The 14425-nt window shown below is 64.6% G+C and carries 9 protein-coding genes; 4 read left to right on the forward strand and 5 right to left on the reverse strand.

The window, feature by feature from the left end:
- The first annotated feature begins 77 nt into the window (after positions 1-77).
- From glgC to KKP04_RS06280, 4 genes are all read left to right on the forward strand, one after another.
- Entirely contained in the window at positions 78-1340 is a 1263-nt protein-coding gene (gene glgC / locus KKP04_RS06265; protein WP_215028103.1) for a glucose-1-phosphate adenylyltransferase, read from the forward strand.
- Positions 1337-2812, forward strand: coding sequence for a glycogen synthase GlgA (gene glgA, locus KKP04_RS06270; protein WP_215028105.1), 1476 nt, complete (start codon positions 1337-1339; stop codon positions 2810-2812). The genes glgC and glgA overlap by 4 nt, the downstream gene beginning before the upstream one ends.
- On the forward strand, positions 2809-6984 hold the full coding sequence (gene glgX / locus KKP04_RS06275) for a glycogen debranching protein GlgX (RefSeq protein WP_215028108.1): 4176 nt from the start codon (positions 2809-2811) through the stop codon (positions 6982-6984). Before glgA ends, glgX begins: the two co-directional genes overlap by 4 nt.
- A 140-nt stretch (positions 6985-7124) precedes the next feature.
- The gene (locus KKP04_RS06280; RefSeq protein ID WP_215028110.1) at positions 7125-8735 is read left to right on the forward strand and encodes an oleate hydratase; all 1611 of its coding nucleotides are present in this window, start codon (positions 7125-7127) and stop codon (positions 8733-8735) included.
- A 324-nt stretch (positions 8736-9059) separates the two neighbouring features.
- Here KKP04_RS06280 and atpC read toward each other — a convergent pair whose 3' ends face one another.
- The 5 genes from atpC to KKP04_RS06305 form a co-directional block, all read right to left on the reverse strand.
- Positions 9060-9461, reverse strand: a complete 402-nt coding sequence (gene atpC / locus KKP04_RS06285; RefSeq protein WP_215028112.1) for a F0F1 ATP synthase subunit epsilon — start codon at positions 9459-9461, stop codon at positions 9060-9062.
- A gap of 209 nt (positions 9462-9670) precedes the next feature.
- Positions 9671-11104 carry a F0F1 ATP synthase subunit beta gene (gene atpD / locus KKP04_RS06290; RefSeq protein WP_215028114.1) on the reverse strand — a complete coding sequence of 478 codons (1434 nt, stop codon included), beginning with the start codon at positions 11102-11104 and terminating at the stop codon, positions 9671-9673.
- A gap of 318 nt (positions 11105-11422) precedes the next feature.
- Positions 11423-12283, reverse strand: coding sequence for a F0F1 ATP synthase subunit gamma (locus KKP04_RS06295; protein WP_215028116.1), 861 nt, complete (start codon positions 12281-12283; stop codon positions 11423-11425).
- Between the two features lie 21 nt (positions 12284-12304).
- Complete coding sequence (atpA, locus tag KKP04_RS06300; RefSeq protein WP_215028118.1) at positions 12305-13846, reverse strand: F0F1 ATP synthase subunit alpha; 1542 nt, start codon at positions 13844-13846, stop codon at positions 12305-12307.
- Positions 13846-14403 (reverse strand): F0F1 ATP synthase subunit delta, encoded by a 558-nt coding sequence (locus KKP04_RS06305; protein WP_215028120.1) that lies wholly within the window; start codon positions 14401-14403, stop codon positions 13846-13848. Before KKP04_RS06305 ends, atpA begins: the two co-directional genes overlap by 1 nt.
- Positions 14404-14425: the final 22 nt, after the last annotated feature.

The following is a 14425-nucleotide window of genomic DNA, read 5'->3' on the forward strand; positions in this document are numbered from 1 at the left end:
AGCCGCGTAACACGAGTGCAGTCTGTTATCGTGCCGCCTCGGTTCGGGCAGGCAGAAACTCGACTCGGAGGACAGTAATGAGACCAGTTGGAAGCTCCCCTCTTGCACGTCACACCATGGCCTATGTCCTCGCGGGCGGACGTGGCAGCCGCCTGCTCGAACTGACCGACCGGCGGGCGAAACCCGCCGTCTATTTCGGCGGCAAATCGCGGATCGTGGATTTCGCGCTGTCGAACGCGTACAATTCCGGTATCCGGCACATGGCGGTGGCGACACAGTACAAGGCGCACAGCCTGATCCGCCATCTGCAACGCGGCTGGAATTTTCTCCGCCCGATCCGCAACGAAAGCTTCGATATCCTGCCCGCAAGCCAGCGCGTTTCCGAATCGCTCTGGTATCTCGGCACAGCCGACGCCGTTTACCAGAACATCGACATCATCGAAGATTACGGCACCAAATATATCGTCGTCCTCGCAGGCGACCATGTCTACAAGATGGATTACGAGTTCATGCTCCAGCAGCATGTCGATCAGCGCGCGGACGTGACGGTGGGCTGCATCGAAGTGCCCGTCGGCGAGGCCAGCAGCTTCGGCGTGATGCATGTCGACGAGACGGACCAGATCTTTTCATTCGTCGAAAAGCCTGCCGATCCACCGACCATGCCCGGCAAGCCGGAAACCTCGCTCGCCAGCATGGGCATCTATGTTTTCGAGACCCAGTTTCTCTTCGACATGCTGCGCCGCGACGCCGCCGACCCGAATTCGAACCACGATTTCGGCAAGGACTTGATTCCATACATCGTGAAGAACGGAAAAGCCGTCGCGCACAGCTTCGAGCGCTCCTGCGTTCGCGCGGAAACCGAGGCTGGCGCCTACTGGCGCGACGTCGGCACCGTCGACGCCTTCTGGCAGGCCAATATCGACCTGACGCATGTCGTTCCCGATCTCGACATCTACGATCAGGAATGGCCGATCTGGACCTACAACGAAGTGACGCCGCCCGCCAAATTCGTCCACGACGAGGACGGGCGTCGCGGGTCAGCGATCGCCTCGCTCGTCTCCGGCGGCTGCATCGTGTCCGGCGCGACGATCCGCAACACGCTCCTTTCGACCGGCTCGCGCATCAACTCGTTCTCCAAGGTCGAAAACGCGGTCATCCTGCCTTATGTTCAGGTCGCTCGCTCCTGTCGCCTTCGCAACGTCGTCATCGACGCCAATGTAAAAATACCCGAAGGGCTCGTCGTCGGCGAGGATCCGGAAGAAGACGCGCTGCGATTCCGCCGGACCGAGCGCGGCATTTGCCTCATTACCCAGCCCATGATCGACAGGTTGGAAGCGTGAGCCGTCTCAAGGTCCTGTCAGCCGCTTCGGAACTCTATCCGCTCGTGAAAACGGGCGGCCTCGCCGACGTCACGGGCGCGCTTCCGGGCGCGCTGTCCGGCCTCGAAATCGACGTTCGCTCACTGATTCCCGGATATCCCTCGGTGATCGGCGCGCTCGAAAGCTGCGAGACGGCCCTTGAGATCCCCGACCTGTTCGGCGCACCGGCGCGCGTGCTCGCGGCAACGGCTGGCGAGATCGATCTTTTCGTGCTCGACGCGCCGCATCTGTACGACCGCCCCGGCAATCCCTACACGCAGCCCGACGGCACGGACTGGCCCGACAACGCGTTCCGCTTTGCCGCGCTCGCCAAGACGGCCGCGCTAATTGCCGAGGGCGCAATCCCCGCCTTCCAGCCCGACATCCTCCATGTGCACGACTGGCAGGCGGCGCTTGCACCCGCCTATCTGCGCTATGGCGGCAAGGGCGGCGCGGCCACCGTCGTCACCGTTCACAATCTCGCGTTTCAGGGCCAGTTCCCGCCCGAACTGCTCGGGCCTTTCGGCCTGCCGCCCGACTCCTTCTCCATCGACGGCGTCGAGCATTACGGCATGATCGGTTTCCTGAAAGCCGGCTTGCGCCTCGCCGACCGGATCACCACCGTTTCGCCGTCCTATGCGCTCGAAATCCAGCAACCGGAAACGGGAATGGGCCTCGACGGCCTGTTGCGCGAGCGCGCCGCGCGGCTTTCCGGCATCCTGAACGGCATCGATACCGGCGTATGGGATCCGGCGACCGACCCCCGCATCGTCGCCACCTACAGCGCCGAAACTTTCGACACTCGCGCGAAGAACAAGACGGCGCTTCAGGACATCTTCGGCCTCGCATCCGAGCCGGGCGCGCTCGTCGTCGGCGTGGTCAGCCGCCTGTCATGGCAGAAGGGTCTCGACCTCCTCGCCGATGCGCTGCCCGTGCTTCTTGACGAGGGGATGCAGCTTGCGCTTCTCGGCGCGGGCGATGCGGACCTCGAAGCACGCTTCCGCGCGGCAGCAGACGCAAATCCCGGCCGCGTCGGCGTGAAGCTGGGCTATGACGAAGCGGTCGCGCACCGCATTCAGGCGGGATCTGACGCGCTGGCCCTGCCGTCGCGCTTCGAGCCATGCGGCCTGACGCAGCTTTGTGGTTTGCGCTATGGCGCCGTTCCGCTGGTAGCGCGCGTCGGCGGCCTCGCGGACACGATCATCGACGCGAACGAGATGGCGCTCGCGGCGGGCGTGGCGACGGGCATCAAGTTCCAGCACGGCACGCGCGAAAGCCTCGAACTCGCGCTTCGCAAGGCGGGCCGCCTGTTCCGGGATCGCGACACGTGGCGGCGGCTTCAAACGAACGGCATGGCCACCGACGTATCCTGGCGCGCACCGGCAAAACGCTATGCCCTGCTCTATCGCGAGCTTGTCGCCGAGCGCTCGACGGTTTCGGGCGCGTCGGCGTGACGGCGATCCGCGTCGGCGAAGGCTCGCCCGAGCCGCTTGGCCTGACGCTCGATGAACGCGGCGCGAACGTTGCCGTTTTCTCCGCGCATGCAACCGCCATCGAGCTTTGCCTGTTCGATGCAACGGGCGAACGCGAGTTGGAGCGTATTCGCTTGCCCGCTCGCACCGGCGATGTGTGGCACGGCCACGTTGAAGGGATTGCCGCCGGAACGCGCTACGGGCTTCGCGCACACGGGCCATACGATCCAGCGAGCGGCCATCGCTTCAACCCTGCGAAACTCCTCGTCGATCCTTATGCGCTGGCGCTCGACCGCCCGTTCGAGCTTCATCCCTCGATGTTCGGCTATCGGCTCGGCACCGACGACCTCACGCGCGACGATGCGGACAGCGCGCCTGCAATGCCGAAGGCTATCGCGCTCGACCTCCCGCATGGTGCCCGCGATGCGCGCGCCCTCGCCACGAACGGCGCGCCTGCAATCCTCTACGAACTGCACGTCAAGGGCTTCACCAGACGCCACCCGCGCGTGCCGGAACCCGTGCGCGGCACCTTCGCCGGGCTTGCCGACTCCGCCGCCATTGAGCACCTCGTGAAGCTCGGCGTGACGGCGGTGGAGCTTCTGCCCGCAGCCGCGTGGATCGATGAGCGGCACCTCGCGGCAGTGGGCCTCACGAATTATTGGGGCTATAACCCCGTCGCCTTCATGGCCCCGGACCCGCGCCTTGCGCCCGGCGGCTGGGCCGAGGTGCGTGCCGCCACCGACGCGCTGCACGCGGCGGGCATCGAGATAATCGTGGATGTGGTCTTCAACCATACGGGCGAGGGCGACGAACTCGGCCCCACGGTCAGCTTTCGCGGCCTCGATAACGCCACCTACTATCGCCTTCGCGCCGACGATGCGCGCTTCTACGTGAACGACGCGGGGTGCGGCAACATCCTCGCCGCCGACCGTCCCGCCGTGCTGCGCCTTATCATGGACAGCCTGCGCGCCTGGGCGACGCTCGGCGGCGTGGACGGCTTCCGCTTCGACCTCGCGACGACGCTCGCCCGCCGCGAAACGGGCTTCGACGCCCACGCGCCGCTGCTCGCGGCCGTCGCGCAAGATCCGCTCCTGCGCAGCCTTCGCCTCATCGCGGAGCCGTGGGACATCGGTCCGGGAGGCTATCAGGTCGGCGCTTTCCCCGCGAATTGGGGCGAGTGGAACGACAGGTTCCGCGACGGCGCGCGCCGCTTCTGGCGCGGCGACAGCGGACTCGCTTCGGAAATGGCGACACGGTTTTCCGGCTCGCAGGATATTTTCGGCAGGCGCCGCCCGTCCGCGAGCGTGAATTTTGTGGTCGCGCATGATGGCTTCACGCTGGCCGATCTCGTCGCGCATGAGCGCAAGCACAACGCGGCCAACGGCGAAGAGAACCGCGACGGCACGAACGACAATCTCTCCTGGAACAATGGCGCCGAGGGCACGACCGACGATTCGGCCATCCTAGCGGCGCGGCGGCGCGACGAACGCGCGCTTCTCGCGACGCTGCTCTTTGCACGCGGCACGCCGATGCTCGTCATGGGCGCGGAAACCGGGCAGACGCAGCACGGCAACAACAACGCCTACGCGCAGGACAATGAAACGGCGTGGCTCGACTGGGCCAAGGCGGACGCGGTGCTGACCGCGTTCGCCGCGCGCGCGATTGCACTGCGGAAAGCGCATCCGGCGCTCTGGCGCGACCGTTTCCTTTCCGGCGAACCGCAGGATGCGAGCGGTTTCCCCGATGTGCAATGGCTGTCGCCGTCCGGCGCGCCGATGCAGGCGGAGGACTGGACGCGCGGCGATCTTCACACCGTGATCGCTGCGCTTTACGCGCCTGAGGCGGAGGGCCGCGCGGCGGATCGCGTGCTGGTCGCGCTTCATGCCGGGCGGGACGCGGTGCGGATTGCGCTGCCGGAGCCGCGCGAGGGCTTCGCGTGGCGCACCGTGCTCAACAGTTCGGACGAAACCGGCGAGCCGCGAAGCGCATCGACGGATGGGCTGGCCGAAATCGCGCCGCGCTCGGTTCTCGTGCTGGCGGAGGTCACAGGCGCGAGCGGCGGCGGGATGCGCCGCAGCGCCGAGCCGGGGCTTCTCGACCGCCTCGCGCAGGCGGCGGGCATCGCGCCGGACTGGTACGACATCAAAGGCGAGCGCCATGTCGTGCCGGACGAAACGAAGCGCGCGCTGCTCTCCGACATGGGCTTTCCCGCCGAAACGGGCGGCGAGGCGCGGGCGAGCCTTGGCCGCCTTTCCGATGAGCGCTTTCGCCGCAAGCTGCCGTTTTCGGCGGTCGCGCGGGAAGGCGAGGCGGCGACGCTTTGCATCGCGGTCGACGACCGCCGCGCGCCTCGTTGGCTCATCGCCCGGCGCGAAGACGGCGGCGAAGACGCCGTCGCGCTTGCGGAAACCACCTCCGAAACAATCACCGCGCCGGACGGCCGCCGCATCGACACGATCCGCGCGCCCCTGCCCCCGCTTGCGCCCGGCCGCTACACGCTGCGCCTCGAAACGCATCCCGACGCCGCCTGCCGCCTCACGATCGCGCCGCGCCGCTGCTATCTGCCCGAGCGGCTCCGCGACGGCGGAAAGGCGACCGGCCTCGCCGCGCAGCTCTATTCGCTCCGGCGCGACGGCGATCAAGGCATCGGCGATTTCACGACGCTTGGCCGGATCGCCGAAGAAACCGCGCGCGCGGGCTACGCCACGCTCGGGTTGAACCCGATGCACGCTCTGTTTCCGGGCGACCGCGAATGCGCCAGCCCATATTACCCGTCCGACCGGCGCTTCCTCGACCCGCTTTATATCGATGTTTCGGCGCTCGGCGGCCCGCGCGTGCGCGCTGCCTTCGCGGAGCACGCCGCCGCGTTTGCTGTGCTTTCAGCCACGCCGACCGTGGATTACGCGAGCGTCTGGCATGCCAAGCGCGCCGTTCTCGAAGCGGCGTTCGCGGACTTCGAGGCGGCGCCTGACAAGACAGGCTTCAATGCCTTCGTGGCAGCGGGCGGCACGTCGCTTGCGGGCTTCGCGCTGTTCGAGGTCATCGGCGAGACACGCCCCGGCGAGCCGTGGCCCGCATGGCCCGACGCGCTTCGCAACCGCGATCCGTCCGCGCTCGCGTCCTTCGCGGCGGAGCATGCGCCGCGCCTTCGCTTTCATCAGTGGATGCAATGGATTGCTGAAACGCAGCTCGATGGCGCCGCCAGTGACGGGCGCGAAGCCGGGCTGTGGCTCGGCTTCTATCGCGACCTCGCCGTGGGCGCGGCGCCCGACGGCGGGGAAGCCTGGGCGAACGCGGATCAGATGCTGAAGCGCGCCGCCATTGGCGCGCCGCCCGATCCGTTGGCCGAAGGCGGCCAGAACTGGGGGCTTCGGCCGCCGAACCCGCTCGCATGGACGCGCAACGGCTATGATTTGTTTCGCGGCGTCATCGCGGCGAACATGCGCCACGCGGGCGCGCTTCGCATCGACCACGCGATGGGCCTTGCGCGGCTTTTCGTGATCCCCGAAGGCGCGAGCGGGCGCGACGGGGCGTATATCGGCTTTCCGGTCGACGACCTCATCGGCGAACTCGCGCTCGAAAGCCAGCGCGCGCGCTGCGTCGTCATCGGCGAAGACCTCGGCACCGTGCCATGGGACTTCCGCGAGACGATGGAAGCGGCGGACGTGTTGAGCTACCGCGTCTTCTGGTTCGAGCGCGACGGCGACGGTTTCGCCGCGCCCCGCACCTATCCGGAGAAGTCTCTTGCCTGCCTCTCGACGCACGATTTGCCGACGCTGAAAGGCTGGTGGGAGGGCGTGGACATCCGCGAGAAGGAAGCGCTCGGCCTGATAGCGCCGGACGAGGCGACGGCAGCCCGCGACCGCCGGGCCACCGACAAGGCCGCGCTGATCGCGCTTCTAGCGGCGGAAGGTATCGCGTTCGATGGATCGCCGGACGCGCCTTTCGATCCCGCTCTGACGGAAGCCGCGCATCGCCTGCTCGGCGCCGCGTCGTCGCTCATCGCCATCGAGCAGATCGACGACCTTGCGGGCGAGACGACCGCCGTCAACCTCCCCGGCACCGACCGCGAGCGCCCGAACTGGCGGCGCAAGCTCGCCGCCATGCCCGCGCTCGCCAAGCGGACACTCGCGCCAAACGTGACAAGGCCATGACAGCGCCGCTGTCGCCGATCCAGACTGTGCGGTGACTTTTACGTTATCGCGACACCCGAACCAATTGCTTCAGACGAGTAGCAAGAATAGTTTGCTACATTCGCAATCGACACGCGATTTGCGAGATTTGGAGCTTGGCCTTGAGCATAGAACCGCAAACGGAAAAGTCCGACTTTCCCAATCCCCATGAGGCCCGTTTTCATCTCATCGGGGCGGGCATCTCCTCTCTCGCGGCAGCGGCCTTTCTCATACGCGACGGCAAGATCGCCGGACGCAACATCACCATCTATGGCGACCAGCCGAGGCCCGGCGGCAGCCTCGATCAGGCGGGCTCGGTCGAGACGGGCTATGTGGCGCGCGGGAGCCGCGTGCTCGAACCGCATTATGTCTGTACGTTCGATCTGTTCTCGACCATTCCCGCGCTCGACGGCTCGCGCTCGGTCACGCAGGACATTTTCGCCTGCAACGAGGCGTTGAAGACGAACGCGCGTGCCCGTATCGTGCGCGGCGGCCAGAAAGTTGAATCGCCGGAATTCGGCCTCAGCGAAGATCATCGGCTTGGCATCATCAACATCGCGTTGAGCCCCGAAAGCGTTCTCGGATCGAGCGCGGTCAAGGATCATTTCGACGAGGCGTTCTTCTCGACGGGCTTCTGGACGCTGTGGGCCACAACCTTCGCGTTCCAGCCCTGGCACAGCGCGGTTGAGATGAAGCGCTATCTGATGCGCTTCGTGCATATGATGCCTGGCTTCAGCCGCCTTCAGGGCTTCATGCGCACGCCCTACAATCAGTATGACACCATGGTGCGGCCGCTCGCGCGCTGGCTCGAACAACGCGGCGTGCGTTACAAGACGGGCGCGGCCGTCACCGACATCCGCTTCGAGCGCATCGAGGACGCGCAACGCCCCGCCGCCCTCATTCTCGAAAAAGACGGCGTGGCCGAGGAAATCAGGCTCGACTCGAACGACTACACCATCGTTACGCTCGGCTCGATGATCGACTCCGCGTCCACCGGCGCTATGGACAGGGCTGCACCGTTCGAGCCGAACCGGCGTGGCGCGGCGTGGCGACTGTGGGAAAAGATCGCCGAGGGCCGCGCGGAATTCGGCAAGCCGTCGGCGTTCGACAACCGCGTCGACGAGGCGAAATGGGTGTCCTTCACAGGCACGATGCGCGATCCGGCCTTTTTCCGGCTGGTCAAGGACTTCACCGGCAACGTGCCGGGCGAAGGCGGGCTCATCACCTTCGCCGACTCCGGCTGGCTGCTTTCGATCACGCTCCCGCAGCAGCCGCATTTCATCGGCCAGCCCCACGATGTGGAGGTGTTTTGGGGCTACGGGCTTACCGTCGACCGCCCGGGCAATTTCGTGAGGAAGCCCATGGCGGCGTGTACGGGCCGCGAAATCATGATGGAGGTGCTGGGCCACCTCAGGGCCGAGAACAAGGCCGCGCAGGTTCTCGACAACGCCATCGTCATCCCCCGCGCGATGCCCTACATCATGTCGGAATTCCTGACGCGCGCGCCGGGAGACCGGCCGCATGTAATGCCGAAAGGCTGGTGGAACCTCGCCTTCGCGGGGCAGTTCTGCGAGCTTTCCGACGATACCGTGTTCACGGTGGAATATTCGGTGCGCTCGGCGCAGACGGCGGTCTACTCGCTGCTTCAACTCGATAAGGCACCGCCGCCCGTCTACAAGGGCCACCATAATCCGGTCGTGCTCTACAGGGCGTTCATGGCGCTGATGACCTGAACGTAGATCGCTTCCGACGAGATCTCGCCGCAATATCCACGCTCTTGTCTGGATAGATGCCGAATGCTGCCCAACCGAAGCGCGGCTTGCTTTCCTTGCAAAGGGGCTTGCCGCTTCTCGTCGGGCTGAAGGCGCGCGCCATCGATGAGGAGAGACATGCGCGGAACCAGCCGCCATTTCGACATCGCGACCGAGCGTGCAATGCTGACCGATGAAGCAGCTTTCCCCGATGGCTACGGCGCGATAAAAAGCGGCGCTTGCGCCGGAGCCAGGAGAAGGGTGCGCTCGACGACGCGTCGCCGAACGAGTTTGAACCCGCCTTCGTTAAAGAGCGAGCCGAATCTTCAAGGTCTGCAAACGTTCGAGCCGATCCCAGGACGAGATCTTGCGGGCATCGTCTTTCGCGTCGTCGAGCGCTTGTTGAGCCTGCGCGATTTCATCCGTCAGAACAGCGCCGGTGAGTTCTTCGAGCGGAATGGCGTATTCGGCCAGCACCGTCGTCTTGTCCGGCCCGACATCGGCGAACCCGCCGCGCAGAAAGAACTGCTTCTCGCCGTCCTTCGCGCGTGTCGTCAGGATGCCCGGGCGCAACTTGAGGATCAGAAGACCACGTCCCGCCTGCGCTGCAAGGTCGCCTTCCTGGCCCGGAAGCACAGCCTCCGAGACGTCGGCGGATAAAAGCCGCTTATCCGGCGCAATAAGTTCGAAGTAAATAGTCTCGGCCATCTCGGGTCCGTTCTCCGGCGCTGAACCGTGAAAATCCGCAGGCCACCCTCACTCGCGCGTCCAAGCGCGGGGCGAAAGCGGCCGTTACCGTTTACCTGGAGCCGGATCCGATCAGGTTGCCCCAACCTGATCGGTGAATCCGTCTCTAAACCTCAGAAAAGAGACCGTTTTACCGATCTGATCGCGATTCAATCAGATCGGAACGGGCTCTAGGCTGCCGCCGCCATCTCTTCGGCCTTCGCAATGGCCTCGTCGATGGTGCCGACCATGTAGAACGCCTGCTCCGGCAGGTGATCGTAATCGCCTTCGCAGAGTCCCTTGAAGCCCTTGACCGTGTCCTTCACGTCCACGAGCACACCGGGCTTGCCGGTGAACGCCTCGGCGACGTGGAACGGTTGCGACAGGAAGCGCTCGATCTTGCGGGCGCGCGCGACCGTGCGCTTGTCCTCTTCGGACAGTTCGTCCATGCCGAGGATCGCGATGATGTCCTGAAGCGCCTTGTAGCGCTGGAGGATGACCTGCACCTGGCGAGCGACCTTGTAATGCTCTTCGCCGACGATGCGCGGCTCAAGCGCGCGGCTCGTGGAGTCGAGCGGATCAACCGCCGGGTAAATACCTTTTTCCGCGATGGAACGCGAAAGCACGGTCGTGGCGTCCAAGTGAGCGAACGAGGCCGCAGGTGCCGGATCGGTCAAGTCGTCGGCTGGCACGTAAATGGCCTGCACGGACGTGATCGAACCCTTCGACGTGGAGGTGATGCGTTCCTGAAGGGCGCCCATGTCGGTGGCGAGCGTCGGCTGATAGCCCACCGCCGAAGGGATACGGCCGAGAAGCGCGGACACTTCCGAGCCCGCCTGCGTGAAGCGGAAGATGTTGTCCACGAAGAACAGCACGTCCTGGCCCTGATCGCGGAAATATTCAGCGACCGTCAGACCGGTCAGCGCAACGCGGGCGCGCGCTCCGGGGGGCTCGTTCATCTGGCCGAACACCAGCGAGCACTTCGAGCCCTGCGCGGACCCGCTCTCATGCGGATCGACGTTCACCTTCGACTCGATCATTTCCCAGTAAAGGTCGTTGCCTTCACGTGTGCGCTCGCCAACGCCCGCGAACACGGAGTAACCGCCGTGGCCCTTCGCGATGTTGTTGATGAGTTCCTGAATGAGCACCGTCTTGCCGACGCCCGCGCCGCCGAACAGGCCGACCTTGCCGCCCTTGGAATAAGGCGCCAGCAGGTCGACGACCTTGATGCCGGTGACAAGCACTTCGACTTCGGTCGACTGATCGACGAAAGAGGGAGCCTGCGCATGGATCGGGCGACGCTGGTTCGACTTGATCGGGCCGGCTTCGTCGATCGGTTCGCCGATGACGTTCATGATGCGGCCGAGCGTCTCTTCGCCGACAGGAACGGAGATCGCTTCGCCGGTGTCGGTGACTTCCTGACCGCGGACGAGACCTTCGGTTGAGTCCATGGCGATAGTGCGGACCGTGCTCTCACCGAGATGCTGCGCGACCTCAAGCACAAGGCGGCTGCCGTGATTCTGTGTCTCAAGCGCGTTCAGGATCGACGGCAGCGGCCCATCGAACTGCACGTCCACCACGGCGCCCGTGACCTGCCTGATACGGCCAACTCGTCTATCGCTCATCTTGTCTTCCCCAAAAACCGGTCCATCTTTGTCCGATACGACGACCATCTCCTAATTCGTCCGATGCCGCCGAACTCAATTCGTTTCACCGCCGCGCAATCCTTGCGGGTTGCCTTGTTCGGCTGCTTGTCTCGCCGGTCGCGACCGGCCTGAAGGGCACACCTCGCGACGGACGCCGCGCCGAGGGCCGCAATCCTGCGTTTCGACAGGCGATCCCACCTGAATAGGACGGAAACGGCCCCAAAACAACAGCCGAAACAAACACGTTGCCTGGCAGAGCGGCGCGGGCGTATCCGCACGCGCCTTCGGAACCGCAGGCTAGACCGCCTCCGCTCCCGAGATGATTTCGATCAGTTCCTTCGTGATCATCGCCTGACGCGCGCGGTTATACTCAAGCGTATAGCGGCTCACCATATCGCCTGCGTTGCGCGTTGCATTATCCATCGCGGTCATCTGCGACGCGTAGAAGCCCGCATTATTCTCCAGCAGCGCACTGAAGATCTTGGTTGCGAGCGCGCGCGGCACGAGATCGAGCAGGATTTCGGCCTCGTCCGGCTCGAACTCGTAGTCGCCTTCGGAGGCAGGGAGTTCTACCGGAAGAAGCGGGCTCGCCGTGGGCTTCTGCGTGATGATATTCTGAAACTTCGAGAAGAAGAGAGTGGCGACGTCGAATTCGCCCGCCTCGAACCGCTTGACGACGCGCTGCGCGATATCGATCGCATGAACGTAGCCGATCTGGCGCACGCCGCGCAGGTCGACATGGTCGATCATCAGCTTGCCGAAATCGCGCCGGAGCACGTCAGCGCCTTTTCGGCCGATGGTGACGATCTTGACTGTCTTGCCTTCGGCAAGGAGCACTCGCACGTGATCGCGTGCAAGTCGCGCGATATTCGAGTTGAACGCGCCCGCGAGCCCGCGCTCGCCGGTGGCGACCACGAGCAGATGCGTTTGCGTCTTGCCGGTTCCCTCCAACAGCAGTTGCAGGGGGCCGGTCGGCATGGCCTTGCCCGCGAACTTTCCGAGGATCTTGTCCAGACCCTCGGCGTAGGGGCGAGCCGCTTCGGCCTGGTCCTGAGCACGACGCAATTTCGCTGCGGCCACCATCTGCATGGCCTTCGTGATCTTGCGCGTGGCCTTAACCGACGCGATGCGGCCTCTTAGGTCTTTCAGGCTCGCCATGAGTGTCTCCGCTAAACCCGATTACGCCGAGAAGCGCTTCGAGAAATCGGTAAGAATGTCCTTCAGCTTCTGCTCTGAATCCGGCGAAAGCGCTTTCGATTCGCGGATCGTGTCCAGCAGATCCTTGTGCTCGTTGCGGAGCAGCGTCAGGAACTCGCGCTCGAACTCGCCGACCGACGAAACCGGGATCGGATCGAGAAAGCCGCGCGTGCCGGCATAGATCACCACAACCTGCTCTTCCACCTTGAGCGGCGAGAATTGCGGCTGCTTCAGAAGCTCGGTGAGGCGTGAGCCGCGAGCCAGAAGCCGCTGCGTCGCGGCGTCGAGGTCGGAGCCGAACTGCGCGAACGCGGCCATTTCGCGGTACTGCGCAAGCTCGCCCTTGATGGCGCCCGCAACCTGCTTCATGGCCTTGATCTGCGCGGACGAACCCACGCGGGAGACCGAGATACCGACGTTCACCGCCGGGCGAATGCCCTGGTAGAACAGATCCGTCTCAAGGAAGATCTGGCCGTCGGTGATCGAGATCACGTTGGTCGGGATATAGGCGGACACGTCGTTCGCCTGCGTCTCGACGACCGGAAGAGCGGTCAGCGAACCCGAGCCGTGGTCCTTGTTGAGCTTCGCTGCGCGTTCCAGAAGGCGGGAATGCAGATAGAACACGTCGCCGGGATAGGCTTCGCGTCCGGGCGGACGGCGGAGCAGCAGCGACATCTGGCGGTAAGCCACGGCCTGCTTCGACAGATCATCATAGATGATGAGCGCATGCATGCCGTTGTCGCGGAAATATTCGCCCATCGTGCAGCCCGTGTAAGGCGCGATGAACTGCATCGGCGCGGGGTCCGAGGCGGTAGCGGCGACGACGATGGAATATTCCAGCGCGCCCTGCTCTTCCAGCACCTTCACGAACTGCGCAACCGTCGAGCGCTTCTGGCCGACCGCGACATAGATGCAGTACAGCTTCTTGCTCTCGTCGCCCGTTGCATTCACGGACTTCTGGTTGAGGATCGCGTCGAGCGCGACAGCGGTCTTGCCGGTCTGGCGGTCGCCGATGATCAGCTCGCGCTGGCCGCGGCCGATCGGGATCAGCGCGTCGATGGCCTTGATGCCCGTCTGCATCGGCTCTTTCACGCTCTCGCGCGGAAGAATGCCGGGCGCCTTGACGTCAACGCGACGCTTCTCGGTGTGCTGGATCGGACCCTTGCCGTCGATCGGGTTGCCGAGACCGTCGACCACACGGCCGAGCAGCCCCTTGCCGACCGGCGTTTCCACGATGGCGCCCGTACGCTTGACGGTGTCGCCTTCCTTGATGTTCGTGTCCAGGCCGAAGATAACGACACCGACGTTGTCGGCTTCGAGGTTCAGCGCCATCCCGCGGACGCCGCCCGGAAACTCGACCATTTCGCCGGCTTGGACGTTATCGAGACCGTAAACGCGAGCGATACCATCGCCCACGGAGAGCACTTGCCCAATCTCGGAGACTTCTGCTTCCTGACCGAAATTCTTGATCTGATCCTTCAGGATCGAAGAAATCTCGGACGGGCGGATTTCCGTTAGCTCCATCAGCTGGCCTCTTTCATCGCCTTTTCGAGGTTTTTCAATTTTGTACGCAGGGACGTGTCGATCATCCGGCTGCCGACGCGGACCACAAGGCCGCCCAGCAGCTTCGAATCGACGATCGCCGCAAGTTTCGGCGTCTTGCCGAGCTTCTGCCGAAGCGTGTCGACCAGATCCTGCGTCTGGGCTTCGCTCAACGGCACGGCCGAAATGACTTCGGCCTCGACCTCGCCACGTTCATTGGCAGCACGTGAGCGAAAAGCCGCGATCACGCTCTCGGCAGCGAAGAGCCGCCGGTTCTTCGCGAGAACGATAAGGAAATCGCGCGCGAGCCCGTCGATCCCCGCCGCCTTGAGCACGGACGAGAGTCCTTTTTCCTGCTCGGCGATAGAGAACGTCGGGTTCAGCACGAGGCGACGAAGATCGTCGCTTTCGCGCAGCATTTTCTGGAAGATTTCGAGCGAAGCTTCGACGCTGCCGATCGCGTTATCCGCGCGGGCGAGATCAAAAAGCGCTCCAGCGTAACGTTCAGCTACCGTCGATCCTGCGATGGTCCGCGCCAAGACGTGCTCTCCAACAGTCAAA

It is taken from the genome of Rhodomicrobium sp. Az07 (assembly GCF_018619475.1).
In the GTDB taxonomy this organism is placed as follows: Bacteria; Pseudomonadota; Alphaproteobacteria; order Rhizobiales; family Rhodomicrobiaceae; genus Rhodomicrobium.

What these genes read in the sequence shown, in the direction of transcription:
- glgC (WP_215028103.1), top strand. Translation starts at nt 78, where the DNA reads ATGAGACCAGTTGGAAGCTCCCCTCTTGCACGTCACACCATGGCCTAT.
- atpC (WP_215028112.1), bottom strand. Translation starts at nt 9,461, where the DNA reads ATGGCCGAGACTATTTACTTCGAACTTATTGCGCCGGATAAGCGGCTT.
- atpD (WP_215028114.1), bottom strand. Translation starts at nt 11,104, where the DNA reads ATGAGCGATAGACGAGTTGGCCGTATCAGGCAGGTCACGGGCGCCGTG.
- KKP04_RS06295 (WP_215028116.1), bottom strand. Translation starts at nt 12,283, where the DNA reads ATGGCGAGCCTGAAAGACCTAAGAGGCCGCATCGCGTCGGTTAAGGCC.
- atpA (WP_215028118.1), bottom strand. Translation starts at nt 13,846, where the DNA reads ATGGAGCTAACGGAAATCCGCCCGTCCGAGATTTCTTCGATCCTGAAG.